This window comes from Acinetobacter sp. ANC_7553 (assembly GCF_056779895.1).
Genome location: NZ_JBWYIV010000005.1, coordinates 85,919 through 99,507, shown reverse-complemented (window position 1 = coordinate 99,507; position 13,589 = coordinate 85,919). Strand labels below are relative to the sequence as shown.

The 13,589-nt window shown below is 40.4% G+C and carries 12 protein-coding genes; 11 read left to right on the top strand and 1 reads right to left on the bottom strand.

Features of this window, described 5'->3' with window-relative positions; translation table 11 throughout:
- The first annotated feature begins 197 nt into the window (after positions 1 to 197).
- Positions 198 to 1,058, top strand: a complete 861-nt coding sequence (locus AC1M9I_RS05625; protein WP_035267132.1) for an alpha/beta fold hydrolase — start codon at positions 198 to 200, stop codon at positions 1,056 to 1,058.
- Between the two features lie 335 nt (positions 1,059 to 1,393).
- Here AC1M9I_RS05625 and hcaR read toward each other — a convergent pair whose 3' ends face one another.
- A complete protein-coding gene (gene hcaR, locus AC1M9I_RS05620) occupies positions 1,394 to 2,293 on the bottom strand; it encodes a DNA-binding transcriptional regulator HcaR (RefSeq protein ID WP_481593470.1) in 900 nt (299 codons plus the stop codon).
- Between the two features lie 281 nt (positions 2,294 to 2,574).
- Here hcaR and hcaE point away from each other — a divergent pair, with 281 nt between their 5' ends.
- The 10 genes from hcaE (at position 2,575) to AC1M9I_RS05570 (ending at position 13,585) form a co-directional block, all read left to right on the top strand.
- The gene (gene hcaE / locus AC1M9I_RS05615; protein ID WP_035267128.1) at positions 2,575 to 3,942 is read left to right on the top strand and encodes a 3-phenylpropionate/cinnamic acid dioxygenase subunit alpha; all 1,368 of its coding nucleotides are present in this window, start codon (positions 2,575 to 2,577) and stop codon (positions 3,940 to 3,942) included.
- On the top strand, positions 3,939 to 4,457 hold the full coding sequence (gene hcaF, locus AC1M9I_RS05610) for a 3-phenylpropionate/cinnamic acid dioxygenase subunit beta (RefSeq protein WP_035267127.1): 519 nt from the start codon (positions 3,939 to 3,941) through the stop codon (positions 4,455 to 4,457). Before hcaE ends, hcaF begins: the two co-directional genes overlap by 4 nt.
- Positions 4,457 to 4,783, top strand: a complete 327-nt coding sequence (hcaC, locus tag AC1M9I_RS05605; protein WP_005181999.1) for a 3-phenylpropionate/cinnamic acid dioxygenase ferredoxin subunit — start codon at positions 4,457 to 4,459, stop codon at positions 4,781 to 4,783. Before hcaF ends, hcaC begins: the two co-directional genes overlap by 1 nt.
- A gap of 2 nt (positions 4,784 to 4,785) precedes the next feature.
- A complete protein-coding gene (gene hcaB / locus AC1M9I_RS05600) occupies positions 4,786 to 5,601 on the top strand; it encodes a 3-phenylpropionate-dihydrodiol/cinnamic acid-dihydrodiol dehydrogenase (protein WP_035267124.1) in 816 nt (271 codons plus the stop codon).
- A 68-nt stretch (positions 5,602 to 5,669) separates the two neighbouring features.
- Positions 5,670 to 6,635 (top strand): 3-carboxyethylcatechol 2,3-dioxygenase, encoded by a 966-nt coding sequence (locus tag AC1M9I_RS05595; protein ID WP_481593469.1) that lies wholly within the window; start codon positions 5,670 to 5,672, stop codon positions 6,633 to 6,635.
- 4 nt (positions 6,636 to 6,639) lie between these two features.
- Positions 6,640 to 7,869 carry a 3-phenylpropionate/cinnamic acid dioxygenase ferredoxin--NAD(+) reductase subunit gene (gene hcaD, locus AC1M9I_RS05590; protein WP_092767094.1) on the top strand — a complete coding sequence of 410 codons (1,230 nt, stop codon included), beginning with the start codon at positions 6,640 to 6,642 and terminating at the stop codon, positions 7,867 to 7,869.
- Between the two features lie 88 nt (positions 7,870 to 7,957).
- Positions 7,958 to 8,863 (top strand): DMT family transporter, encoded by a 906-nt coding sequence (locus tag AC1M9I_RS05585; RefSeq protein ID WP_481610795.1) that lies wholly within the window; start codon positions 7,958 to 7,960, stop codon positions 8,861 to 8,863.
- 433 nt (positions 8,864 to 9,296) lie between these two features.
- On the top strand, positions 9,297 to 10,670 hold the full coding sequence (locus AC1M9I_RS05580) for a diaminobutyrate--2-oxoglutarate transaminase (RefSeq protein WP_035267118.1): 1,374 nt from the start codon (positions 9,297 to 9,299) through the stop codon (positions 10,668 to 10,670).
- Positions 10,671 to 10,673: 3 nt separating this feature from the next.
- Positions 10,674 to 12,206, top strand: a complete 1,533-nt coding sequence (locus tag AC1M9I_RS05575) for a pyridoxal phosphate-dependent decarboxylase family protein (protein ID WP_481594706.1) — start codon at positions 10,674 to 10,676, stop codon at positions 12,204 to 12,206.
- Between the two features lie 353 nt (positions 12,207 to 12,559).
- Positions 12,560 to 13,585, top strand: coding sequence for a substrate-binding domain-containing protein (locus AC1M9I_RS05570; protein WP_035267165.1), 1,026 nt, complete (start codon positions 12,560 to 12,562; stop codon positions 13,583 to 13,585).
- Positions 13,586 to 13,589: the final 4 nt, after the last annotated feature.

Sequence of the window (13,589 nt, the reverse complement as noted above, 5' to 3'; positions counted from 1 at the left end):
GGGTGAATATTGATTTTAAAAAAATAAGAAAAAACAGTAATTTATTTAATTGGTAAAAAGATGGATGCAATCGTAAATTTGTATCAGTTGAAAGGTACAGAGCAGTTAATATAAGCCTGTAAAACTATCATTTGTAAACATCAACTGATGATTGTTTCACAAATATATGATCAGTTATAGACAGTTAGAGGACTATGATGAGCACTGTTCAAATTCCAGAATATAAAACGGATTCATTCTTTGGTTTAGAAGATAAATGGATCGAAACTGCTGAAGGTGAGTTAACCCATTATCATGAAATTGGTGAAGGCACGCCTATTTTATTCCTTCATGGTTCTGGTACTGGTGTATCAGCAGCTGCTAACTGGTGGTTGAATTTACCTGCAATTGGTGAGCAAGCGCGTTGTATCGCAATTGATACCATTGGTTATGGTCAAACTGTCGTTGCACCAGGAACTCAATACGGTATCCGTGCATGGGTTGATCATGCAATTCGTACTCTTGATGCACTTGGTATTGAAAAAACATGGTTAGTAGGTAATTCGCTAGGTGGTTGGTTAGCATTCCAATTGGCACTTGATTATCCAGAGCGTGTACTCGGTATTGTTTCAATGGGTACAGGTGGTGCAAAACAAACTGCAGCCCTAAAAGCGCATGCAAACCCAGTTTTAACAGAAGAAGGTATTCGTAAGACACTTTCAATGTTCGTTGTAAATAAAGACTTAATTACAGATGAGCTGGTAAAAGTACGTTTTGATTCTGCAGCGAATGACTACGCATCTGATCGTTTAATGGATGTTGTGGGTGCGCGTGACCGTGATCGTTTCGAGTTCCCATTAGACTTTGAAAAAATGAAAGATATTACAGTTCCTGTATTATTGATTCATGGTACTCAAGATGTGGTGATTCCTGTGTCTCGTACTTGGGACATTTTAAATATCGTTCCTAATGCTGATGCACATATTTTCAGTCAGTGCGGTCACTGGTCACAAGTTGAAAAAGCAGAAGAATTTAATACGGTGATCAAAAATTATCTAGCAGTTCATGGTGTTAAATAATTTAAGAACCTAAAAAACTAAAAAAGAGGATGATTTAATCATCCTCTTTTTTAAAACTGAAAATACAGAACATGTGTTTAATACGTTTAAATCTGCATATTGATAATCAATATTGAGCATTGATCTGTTTTAATTCATTAGACTTAAGTGGTAGAGCAAGTCTAGTTAGTTAATGAGTTGTTTAAAAATCAGTCTAATCTAAAGCCTGAATTCATACAATTTATGATGATATTCGTAAAACTTTATTAGACTAAAGTCTAAGACTGATGGTTGAAATAAAAAATAAAAATCACCGCTATGTTTAACGGTGATCATTAATTTGAAAAAAAAATTAATTAATTACGATTAATATCAAGGTAAAAAACAGAGCTCAGTAAGTCCATAAATTTTTTGACGCCTTCTGAGTTAGTACTTTTTCTATAGCTTGCAAATAAATCGATTGAAGGTAATTCCACGTCTAGCGGGCGAATCACGGTGTTGTTCATCGTCAGTGGTGCGATATATCCAGGTAGAAAAGTACAGCCCAGGTTCATGCCAATAGAATTAATGTTAAAGAGGATATTGTCTGCAGTTTGAACAATATTTAAATTGATTTGATGGTATTTTGCAAAATCTAGAATGATCTTATTTAGGGTTTGAGATTGTTGTTCAGAAGGAATAATGAAATCGATTCCATCGAGCTCTTTTACTGGAATGCGATCGTATTTAGCGAGTGGATGATCTTTGGGGAGTAAGAAAATCAAAGGTTCTCGTAAAACAAATTGACTTTCGATTTCATCACTAAATAGATTTTGACGAGTAAAAGTGATATCAATTTCGCCTTTTTTTAACATTTTTGACTGATCGGAATTGTTTAAGCTTAACAATTCAATCTTTAAATCCCGGTTTTGAACACGAAGATTAGGGAGAACGTAAGGAAAAATTTTCATTTCAACGACAGGAACAAAGCCAATACGTAACAATTGCTGTTTAGATTTGGCAATCTGACGAGTCATTGCGACTGCTTTGTCTGCTTGGGCTATCGTGAGGCGAGCTTGTTCAAGGAAGACTTGACCCTCCTCAGTGAGTTCTACCTTACGTTTTGTACGATAAAGCAAAGGGACGCCAATTTCATCTTCAAGATCTTTAATCTGCTGGCTCAATGATGGCTGAGCAGTATAAAGGCGCAAGGCTGCTTTGGTGAAGTTGAGTTCTTCTGCCACAGCAATGAAATATCGTAGGTGTCGTAGTTCCATAAAAAATCATCCAAAGATTGATTCATATAATGTCTAAATATGATCAAGTGCGAGTATAGTTCACAAATGGATATTCGGTGAAGTGGGGCTGAGCATATTGAAATATCAACGTTATTATTAAAATATGGTAAAATTCACGTATTCAGCGATTGATTAATTTATCGATAAAACATCTTGATTCAAACAAAAAAAATATTTCCCCAAAACTCGTTCAAAACTCATTATCTCTGCAAAGTTGAGTCTATTAGTTTGTGTCTAATTTAGTCACAGGAGAGCTTTTCATGAGTGGGAAAATTGATGTGCGCGAAATCGATGCTTTAGTCGATGCACAAAATGGACGTATCACGCCATCTATTTATACAGATCCAGATATCTATGAACTAGAACTTGAACGTGTGTTCGGTCGTACATGGTTATTCCTTTGCCATGAAAGCCAAATTCCAAAGGCTGGTGATTTCTTCAATACCTATATGGGTGAAGATCCGATCATCGTGGTACGTCAAAAAGACGGTTCAATCAAAGCATTGTTAAACCAATGTCGTCACCGTTCAATGCGCGTGAGCTTTGCTGACTGCGGTAACACTCGTGCATTTACATGTCCATACCACGGTTGGTCTTATGGCGTAGACGGCTCTCTTAAAGATATTCCTCTTGAAGATCGTGCATTCCCTCAAGGCGCATGTAAAGAGAAGTGGAGTTTGATCGAAGTAAACCGTGTGAAGTCTTATAAAGGCTTAATCTTCGGTTGTTGGGATGAAACAACTCCAGACCTTGAAGAATACATGGGTGATATCGCTTGGTACTTAGATGGCGTATTAGATCGTCGTCCAGGTGGTACTGAGATCATCGGTGGTGTTCATAAGTGGGAAATCGAATGTAACTGGAAATTTGCGGCTGAACAGTTTGCATCTGACCAATATCATGCATTGTTCTCTCACGCATCTGCGATTCAAGTATTAGGTGCTAAACCAGATGACGAATCTTCGAAGAAACTAGGTGCTGCGCAAACTGCACGTCCGGTATGGGAAACTGCGAAAGACGCAATCCAATATGGTTCACGTGGTCACGGTTCAGGCTTCTTCTTTACAGAGAAACCAGATGCAAACGTATGGGTTGATGGTGAAGTAGCAAACTATTTCCGCGAAACTTACGAAGAAGTTAAAGAGCGTCTTGGTGAAATCCGTGCGTTACGTCTTGCGGGTCACAACACGATGTTCCCAACATTGTCTTGGTTAAACGGTACAGCAACACTTCGCGTATGGCATCCACGTGGTCCAAACAAAACTGAAGTATGGGCGTTCTGTATTGCGGATGCTGAAGCGTCACAAGAAGTGAAAGAAGCGTTTGAACGTTCTGCGACACGTGCATTTGGTCCAGCTGGTTTCTTAGAGCAAGATGACTCTGAAAACTGGATCGAAATTCAAAAAGTCTTACGTGGTTACAAAGCGCGTCAAAACAAACTCATTATGGAAATGGGTCTTGGCAACGAGAAAATTCGTGAAGATGGTATCCCTGGTATCACCAACTACATTTTCTCAGAAACTGCGGCACGCGGCATGTACCGTCGTTGGGCAGACTTGCTAATCCATGAAAAATGGGAAGATGTTGAGAAAGCAGCTGACGAATATGAGAAGGAGCTTATGAAATGAGTCAAGTGAGTTTAGAACTTCACCATCAAATTAGCCAATTCCTCTATCGTGAAGCGAAATTGCTTGACGATTGGAAATTCCGCGACTGGTTAGATACGTTAGCTGAAGATATTTCTTACACGCTACGTACAACACCAAATGCTCAAACACGTGACCGTCGTCGTTCAATTGAACCACCTACAACTTGGGTGTTCAATGATACGAAAGATCTTTTAGAGCGTCGTGTTGCTCGTCTTGAAACAGGTATGGCTTGGGCTGAAGAGCCTCCATCACGTACAACTCATATGGTGAGTAACGTGATCGTAGAAGCTACTGAAGTGGAAGGCGAATACGATGTATACGTTACATATCTTTTGTACCGTACACAAAAAGAGAAAGATGTCACGATTTACTGTGGTAAACGTCATGACAAGATCCGTAAAGTTGAAGGTGGCTTAGGCTTCCAAATTTTCAACCGTAAGATCACGCTTGATCAAGTTACCTATAACTCTCACAACCTGAGTGTGTTCTTCTAATGAATAAGATTTTTGTTTGCCAAGTTGACGAATTAGACGAAGGCGAAGCGTTGAAAGTAGATTGCGGCGTTAACGGTATCGATGCGCTTGCAGTGTTTAACAATGGTGGTGAGTTCTTCGCAATGAATGACCGTTGTTCTCATGGTAATGCTTCAATGTCAGAAGGTTATCTTGAAGATGATGGCACTGTCGAATGTCCATTGCATTCAGCTCGCTTCTGTTTAAAAACCGGTCAAGCATTATGTTTACCAGCGACAGATCCAATTCAAACTTTCCCAGTGATTGTTGAAGATGGTGCGTTATACGTTGAGATGGCAGGAGAGTAATCATGGGTTGGCTTAAAGGCGAAGTTGCACTGATCACAGGTGGTGGTTCTGGTTTAGGTTGGGCTTTAGTTGAACGCTTCCTTGAAGAAGGTGCGCACGTTGGTGTGTTACAACGTTCACAATCTAAAGTCGATGCTTTAAAAGAACGCTTTGGTGATCAAATTGTTGCAATCGCTGGTGATGTTGCCAACTATGAAGACAATGTCCGTGCTGTAAAAGCAACTGTTGAGCGTTTTGGTAAGCTTGATTGCTTTATTGGTAATGCAGGAATCTGGGATCACTACGCAGATATCGTCAATACTTCAGGTGAGCAACTTGATAAAGCGTTTGACGAAATCATGGGAATTAATACGAAAGCATTAATTCTAGGTGCTAAGGCTGCACTTGATGAGTTAGTAAAATCTGAAGGTTCGATAATCTTCACACTATCTAACTCAGCATTATATTCTGCGGGTGGTGGTCCAGTTTACACAGCATCTAAGCATGCTGGCGTAGGCATCATGAAGGAATTGGCGTACGAGCTTGCACCCAAAGTTCGTGTGAATGCTGTTGCGCCGTCAGGTATGAATGTAAACATTAAAGGTGCTGCATCATTAGGCCAAGAAAATCTAGGTCTTTTAGATGCGCGTGATCCTGAGAAAATCGCGCGTGGTATGCCGTTGAACTTCTTACCTGAGCCTGAAGAAATGACAGGTTCTTATGTGCTCTTGGCATCTCGTCAAAATAACCGACCTTTAACTGGTGTTCTGATCAATGCAGAATGTGGTTTGGGTATTCGTGGTCTACGTCAACCACGTGCTGGTTTCTTTGACGAATAAAATCTAGTCTAAAAAATGGACTTATCGGCAGCCTGTTCTAAGGCTGCCTTCCTTTTAAGGAGTCTCTCATGGCCGTTAAACTTATTTGTGCTTCGCACAGTCCTTTAATGGAATTTGCTTCACCTCAAGATCCGTCAAAAGAGCAAAAAGTACGTGCTGCTTTTGAACAATTATCTGCTGAAGTAAAAGCTTACGATCCAACACTGATCATTACTTTTGGTCCAGACCATTTTAACGGTTTTTTCTACGACCTTATGCCAAGTTTCTGTGTCGGTATCCGTGCTACGGCTGCTGGTGACTGGGATTACGGTAAAATTGACAATAAAATCGATGTTCCTGAAGACAAGGCTTTGGCACTTGTGCGTCAAGTTCTAGATGAAGGTGTTGATGTTGCATACTCATATCGTATGCAGGCTGACCATGGTGTGACTCAACCATTACACTTCCTTTGTGATGGAAAACTTGATCGTTATAAAACGATTCCAATATTTATTAATGGCGCTGCCGCACCAATGCCAACCACAAAGCGTACCATTGCTTTAGGCCGTGCGGTTGGACAATATATTAAGTCACTTAATCTTGAAAATGAGCGTGTACTTGTATTGGGTACAGGCGGTTTGTCTCATGATCCACCAACACCTCAAATGGGTTCAGTGCCACCAGAAGTTGAAGAGTTTTTAATTGCTGGCCGTAATCCAACTGAAGAAGCACGTAATGCGCGTCAAGCGAAAATTATTGCAGTTGGTCAGAAACTTGCTGCTGGAGATACATCAGTTGCAGTACCGCTGAGCCCTGAGTGGGATATCGCATTGCTTGAGAAATTTAAACAAGCAGATTTTGCTGCAATGGAAGCGATGACTGAGGCAGAAATTCGTGTCGAAGGTGGTCGTGGTGGTCAAGAAGTGCGTTGCTGGATGGCAGCATTTGCTGCACTGAGCGAAGTTGGTGAGTATGAAATGACAACTCACTGCTATGAAGATATTAGTGAGTGGATTGCGGGCTTCGGTATCGTATCTGCGGAATTAAAAGGTTAATCCCATGAGCAATGTAAACAACATCGTCATCGTTGGTGCGGGTCAAGCAGGCGCAAGTGCGATCCTTGAGCTTCGTGCAAACAAATATGAAGGTAAAATCACATTAATTGGTGATGAAACGCATCTTCCTTATGAGCGTCCACCACTGTCTAAAGACGTGATTTTAAAACCTGAAGAAACCAAGATTGAAATTTTATCTGAAGAAAAATTAGCAGATCTTGGTGTGACAGCAATTCGCGGTAATGGTGTCGTGAAAATCAACGCTGAAGCCAAAACTGTCGAACTTCAAAATGGTGATGTTGTTGCTTATGACAAATTGCTGATTGCAACTGGCGGTGCAGCACGTCGTCTTCCAAACTTCGATGCACTTGGCAAACATGTTTACACGCTGCGTAATCTTGAAGATTCACAAGCCCTTGTACCAGTGTTACAAAAAGGTCAACGTATCATCCTGATTGGTGGTGGTGTAATCGGTCTTGAGCTTGCATCATCTGCACGTTTCAAAGAATGTGAAGTCACTGTCATTGAAATGGGACCAATGGTGATGGGTCGTTCATCGCCACGCATCTTGAGTGAATTCTTGCTTGAACAGCAAAAATTGGCAGGTGTGGATGTTCGTCTTTCAACTTCAATTGCAGATTGCAAGCTTGATGGCGAAGAAATTGTGGTGACTTTAGCTGATGGCGAAGAACTTCGTGCGGATGCTGTGGTTTACGGTATCGGTATTGTGCCAAATGCACAGTTGGCAGTTGATGCTGGTCTTGACGTTGATCTCGCGATCAAAGTAAACGAAAATTGCCAAACCTCGAATGCTGATATTTATGCGGCAGGTGATGTGGCAACTCAACTTCGTGACTGTGGTAACCACCGTCGTGTTGAGACTTGGGAAAATGCCAATCTTCAAGCAGGTATCTTTGCACGCCATGTGATGGGGGTAGAACATCCTACTCCTAATCCAGCATGGTTCTGGACAGATCAGTTGGACATTAACTACCAATTCGTAGGTGATATGGCAGCGGCTGAATGGCTCGTTCGTGGTGAAATCAATCCTGAGCTACGTGCAGAATCTTCATTTGTATTGTTCGGTGTGACTGACGGTATTATTGTTGGTGGTATTACGGTGAATGCGGCTAAAGAAATGCGTCATCTTAAAAAATTGATTAGCAAACAAGCTGCATTTGAAGCAGATAAATATTTAGATCTTAGCCAAGACCTTCGTAAACTTGTGAAGTAAAATTGGTAAGATTGTGCAACAGACCTAGGGTAACTTAGGTCTTTTTTTTATGTGCCTAAGAAAATATTGATTTAATTTTGAGCAAATTATGAATTCTAGTTCCTCGAATATAATGGTTGTTGCGAGTATATATGCCTTATTGGTATTGATATGGGCTGCAACACCACTTGCCATTGTATGGAGTGTTGCAGAAATTCATCCAATGTGGGTGCTCATCATTCGATACTTTGGTGCATCTATAATTGCTTTGGCGTTGCTCAAAATGATGCGTGATCCACTCCCGTTTGATCATGTATCGCTGAAAAGTTATGTGGCTGGTAGCCTAAATTTAATTGGTGCGCAGTTATTTATCTACTTAGCAGCAAATTATTTAACGTCAGGCTTAATGGCACTGATCTTCGGATTTTCGCCATTAATTGCAGGTCTCATTGGACATCTCATCCTAAAAACACATAAGTTGTCTATTTTTCAATGGAGTGGAATGGTCATTGCCGTATTGGGTCTCACATTTGTTTTTGCAGAATCTGCAGATGAGCGAGTCAATCCTTGGGGTGTGGTTCTGATGCTGATCAGTATGGTGTCGTATATCAGTTCGATTTTTTGGGTCAAACAAATTAATGCACCTTTAAGCCCCATGAGTCAGGCGGCAGGTTCATTAATCTTTTCAGCTTTAGGATCACTCTTAATCATTCCATTCATTTGGCAACAAATCCCAACCGTGCTACCAAGTACGCAAGCGATGGTGGGTTTTTTGTTTACAATGATCATGTCATCAATTGTTGCGATGCTGTGCTATTTTTGGTTAATCCGCCGCTTAGCAGCGTCGACAGTGTCTTTGAGTAATGTCATGACGCCAGTCATCGCCCTAGTTTTGGGGGCATCCTTAAATAATGAAATTATTCATAATGAAGCCTTGTGGGGGATTGTCGTTGTGATGATGGGGTTGCTGATGTATTTTAATCGAGAACTCTTGAAACTATTCTTAAAAAAATGAGTGAAAAAAAGTGGTTTTAATCACACACGTACAACTACATGAATATATAAGATTCATAATGTTACAAAACTATGCTTTAGCCCAAGCTCGAATTTAGGAATACTGAAAAAGTCAGTTCAAATCAGCAAAAAAAATTGAACATTTTTTGCATAATTTGGACTGTTTTACTTTAGCTCAAGTTTAAACTTATCTAAAATAGAAGTGGTACAGTTTGAAATCTATACAAGTTATCAATTTGTCACATTAATATTTTAGAATCTGCTGGTGAAAACGATAGAAATCTATTTATTTTATTTCAAAATTCGTTATCATCGCGCCCTCTAGTTATAACTCTACACAATAGGCTAACTAGAACTCTATAAAGCACCGAGTCAAAGGACCGCAAGTCACCCGACTTATTTCTATTAACCCATATCAGAGATGGTAATTCGATATGAGCGTTTCTTCTGTAAATCCTGCACCTAATTCTACTAACGAATACTATTTGACTCGCCAAAGTCAGATGGAATCTAATGTTCGTAGCTATCCACGTAAATTGCCGTTAGCGATAGCAAAAGCTCAAGGTTGCTGGGTTACTGATGTTGAAGGTACAGAGTACCTCGATTGTTTAGCTGGGGCAGGAACATTGGCTTTGGGCCATAATCATCCTGCGGTCATTCAAAGTATTCAAGACACTTTAGCGAGTGGTCTTCCATTACATACTTTGGATTTAACGACACCTTTAAAAGATGCTTTTACTGAAGCTTTACTTGCTGAATTACCGGGTGGTAAAGAAGAGTACTGCCTACAGTTCTGTGGTCCATCTGGTGCAGATGGTACAGAAGCAGCAATTAAACTTGCAAAAACATATACTGGCCGTGGCACTGTGATCAGCTTCTCTGGTGGCTACCATGGTATGACTCACGGCTCATTAGCAATGACAGGTAATTTGTCTGCTAAAAACGCTGTTAATGGTTTAATGCCAGGCGTTCAATTCATGCCGTATCCACATGAATACCGTTGCCCACTAGGTTTAGGTGGTGAAGCGGGTGTTGACGCGCTTACTTATTTTTTTGAAAATTTCATCGAAGATGTTGAAAGCGGTGTGACTAAGCCTGCTGCAGTTATCCTTGAAGCGATTCAAGGTGAGGGCGGTGTGGTTACAGCACCTGTGAAATGGTTGAAAAAAATTCGTGAAGTGACTGAAAAGCACAACATCGTTTTAATTCTTGATGAAGTACAAGCTGGTTTCGCACGTTCAGGAAAAATGTTTGCCTTTGAACATGCGGGTATCGAACCTGATGTTGTAGTGATGTCGAAAGCAGTAGGTGGAAGCTTACCACTTGCAGTACTTGGTATTAAGCGTAAGTTTGATGCTTGGCAGCCTGCAGGTCACACGGGTACTTTCCGTGGTAACCAATTGGCTATGGGTACTGGTCTTGCTACGATCAAAACGATCAAAGAACAAAATCTTGCGCAAAACGCACAAGAGCGTGGTGATTTCCTTCAAGCTGAATTGAAGAAATTAGCTGCAGAATTCCCATGTATCGGTAATGTACGTGGCCGCGGTTTAATGATCGGTATCGAAATTGTTGATGAGCGTAAACCTGCTGACCATATGGGTTCACTTCCTGCAGATGGTCAATTGGCTGCTGCAATCCAAGCAGCGTGTTTCAACAACAAATTGTTGTTAGAAAAGGGTGGACGTAACGGTACAGTGATTCGTCTACTTTGCCCATTAATTATTAACCAAGCTGAATGTGAAGAAGTAATTGTGCGCTTTAAGAAAGCAATTTCTGAAGCATTAGTTGCGGTACGAGGCGCTTAATTCATGGTAGATTTTGCAGAACACCGTAAAGCTTTGCTCTGTAATGATGCTGCATCCATTGCTGACTATACGTCAGCAATGGATCAGGCAACTCAAGCAGTAGCAGCTTGGTTACAAAATGACAAAATGTACACAGGCGGTAGCATTAAAGAGCTTCGCAGTGCAATTGCATTTAATCCTTCTAAAGAAGGATTGGGTGTGGAAAAGTCATTAGAGCGTATGGTTGAGCTATTCCTTAATAAGAGCTTAAAAGTACATCATCCTCATTCTTTGGCGCATTTGCATTGTCCTACTATGGTGACTAGCCAAATCGCAGAAGTACTCATTAACGCAACTAACCAATCGATGGACTCATGGGATCAAAGCCCTGCAGGTTCATTGATGGAAGTTCAGTTGATCGATTGGCTTCGTCAAAAAGTTGGTTATGGTGCAGGTCAAGCAGGTGTGTTCACCTCTGGCGGTACGCAGTCAAACTTGATGGGTGTATTGCTTGCACGTGATGCATGTATCGCGAAAAAATGGAAAGACGAAAACGGCAATCCGTGGTCTGTTCAGCGTGATGGCGTACCTGCGGAAGCGATGCGTAACGTTAAAGTCATTTGTTCTGAAAATGCTCACTTCTCTGTGCAAAAGAACATGGCGATGATGGGAATGGGCTTCCAATCTGTAGTGACTGTGCCTGTCGACGAAAATGCGCGTATGGACATGGATGCACTAGAGAAAACCATGGCACACCTTCAAAATGAAGGCAAAATTGTGGCATGTGTGGTTGCAACTGCAGGTACTACCGATGCGGGTGCAATTGATCCTTTAAAGAAAGTCCGTGAAATCACCAATAAGTACGGCGCGTGGATGCATATCGATGCAGCATGGGGCGGTGCTTTAATCCTATCTAATAATCACCGTGATTTGTTAGATGGTATCGAGCTTTCTGATTCAATCACACTTGATTTCCATAAGCATTACTTCCAAACGATTTCTTGTGGTGCATTCTTACTTAAAGATGAAGCGAACTATCGCTTTATGCATTATGAAGCGGAATACTTAAACTCTGCTTATGATGAAGAGCATGGCGTACCAAACCTTGTTTCTAAATCTCTACAAACTACACGTCGTTTTGATGCGTTGAAATTGTGGATGACGATTGAAGCACTCGGTGAAGAGCTTTACGGCTCTATGATTGACCACGGTGTGACTTTAACGCGTGATGTTGCAGATTATATTAAAGCAACAGACGGTTTAGAGTTATTGGTTGAGCCACAATTTGCATCAGTCTTGTTCCGTGTAATTCCTGAAGGTTACCCAACAGAATTACTCGATACATTGAACCAAAACGTTGCGGATGAATTGTTTGCACGTGGTGAAGCGAATATTGGTGTGACTAAAGTCGGTCAGGTTCAATCATTGAAAATGACAACTTTAAGTCCAGTAGCAACTTTAGACAATGTGAAGAACTTGCTTGCGCTTGTACTGGCTGAGTCTGATCGCATCAAAGCTTCAATTGCTGATGGTACATATACGCCACCAATCGATTAATAGATTGTTTTTGAAAAAAAGCGCTCAATTGAGCGCTTTTTTGATATTAAAAATTCATAACTTTGACATATTTTTAGATCATGATTGAAATAATCTTTATGCAGAATTAGGGGGATAATTATTAAAGAATAAGTAGGTAATAAAAATATCAGTATTTAACCGTAATTATTATAAATCGTTGAAATATAATTAAAAAACAAATAAGCAAGTTGGTGTAATAAAAATAATAAAATCGTAATAAAGCTGTAACCTTATTGTCATATTATCAAATCAAAATGCATGTATCGAAATAAGTACAATACTTCAATAAAAAGTAGCGTACTCCAAATTTGCATAAATTGAGAGATAACATGATGCGCTTTACAAATATTGCAATTGCATTAGCACTTTCTGGGGCAGCTGTAGCAACAACCGCAAATGCAGCACGTGACACAATTCAAATTGCGGGTTCTTCTACAGTATTGCCATATGCAAGTATTGTGGCTGAAGAATTCGGTAATAACTTCCCTCAATTTAAAACACCAGTAGTTGGTTCAGGCGGTTCGTCGGGTGGTTTAAAACAATTTTGTAATGGTGTTGGCGACAATACGATCGATATTGCTAACTCATCTCGTGCAATCAAATCGAGCGAATTGGCTGAATGTAAGAAAAATGGCGTTAACCAAGTATTAGAAATTAAAATCGGTTACGACGGTATCGTATTTGCTTCAAATGCTAACAAAGCAGCTTATAAATTACGTCCACAACATGTATTTGCAGCTTTGGCAGCTGAATTGCCTTCAAACGGTAAGATGGTAAAAAACCCATATACACGTTGGAATCAAATTGATAAATCATTACCAAATGAGCCAATCACGCTTGTAATCCCAGCTTCGAATCATGGTACACGTGAAGTCTTCCAGGAGAAAATGGTGGACGCTGGTTGTGAATCGTATGCTGCTATTAAAGCTTTAGATAAAGATGCCAAAAAGAAAGCTTGCACAACGTTCCGTAAAGATGGTCGTGTTGTGGAAATTGCGGGTGACTATACAGAAACACTTGCACGCTTAAAGACTTCTCCAAGTGCTGTTGGTGTGTTTGGTTTAGGTTTCTATGATCAAAACCGTGACCGTTTACGCGTTGCAACTGTGAACAATGTGGCACCGTCTGAAAACACGATTTTAAATGGTTCTTACCCTGTATCACGCCCATTATTCTTCTATGTAAAAGGTGAGCATTTGAAATCAATCAAAGGTTTACCACAGTTTACTGAATATTTCTTAAATAAGCGTGTTTCAGGTAAAGGTTCTAAGTTAGAAAAAGCGGGCTTAATTTCACTCTCTGACAAAGAGCGTGCAGCAATTTTGGCAAACTTTAAAGCAGGTAAAGCTGTTAAGTAATCAA

Excerpts from the sequence above, each read along its gene's own strand:
- AC1M9I_RS05625 (WP_035267132.1), top strand. The coding sequence starts at position 198 with ATGAGCACTGTTCAAATTCCAGAATATAAAACGGATTCATTCTTTGGT.
- hcaR (WP_481593470.1), bottom strand. The coding sequence starts at position 2,293 with ATGGAACTACGACACCTACGATATTTCATTGCTGTGGCAGAAGAACTC.
- hcaE (WP_035267128.1), top strand. The coding sequence starts at position 2,575 with ATGAGTGGGAAAATTGATGTGCGCGAAATCGATGCTTTAGTCGATGCA.
- hcaF (WP_035267127.1), top strand. The coding sequence starts at position 3,939 with ATGAGTCAAGTGAGTTTAGAACTTCACCATCAAATTAGCCAATTCCTC.
- hcaC (WP_005181999.1), top strand. The coding sequence starts at position 4,457 with ATGAATAAGATTTTTGTTTGCCAAGTTGACGAATTAGACGAAGGCGAA.
- hcaB (WP_035267124.1), top strand. The coding sequence starts at position 4,786 with ATGGGTTGGCTTAAAGGCGAAGTTGCACTGATCACAGGTGGTGGTTCT.
- AC1M9I_RS05595 (WP_481593469.1), top strand. The coding sequence starts at position 5,670 with ATGGCCGTTAAACTTATTTGTGCTTCGCACAGTCCTTTAATGGAATTT.
- hcaD (WP_092767094.1), top strand. The coding sequence starts at position 6,640 with ATGAGCAATGTAAACAACATCGTCATCGTTGGTGCGGGTCAAGCAGGC.
- AC1M9I_RS05585 (WP_481610795.1), top strand. The coding sequence starts at position 7,958 with ATGAATTCTAGTTCCTCGAATATAATGGTTGTTGCGAGTATATATGCC.
- AC1M9I_RS05580 (WP_035267118.1), top strand. The coding sequence starts at position 9,297 with ATGAGCGTTTCTTCTGTAAATCCTGCACCTAATTCTACTAACGAATAC.
- AC1M9I_RS05575 (WP_481594706.1), top strand. The coding sequence starts at position 10,674 with ATGGTAGATTTTGCAGAACACCGTAAAGCTTTGCTCTGTAATGATGCT.
- AC1M9I_RS05570 (WP_035267165.1), top strand. The coding sequence starts at position 12,560 with ATGCGCTTTACAAATATTGCAATTGCATTAGCACTTTCTGGGGCAGCT.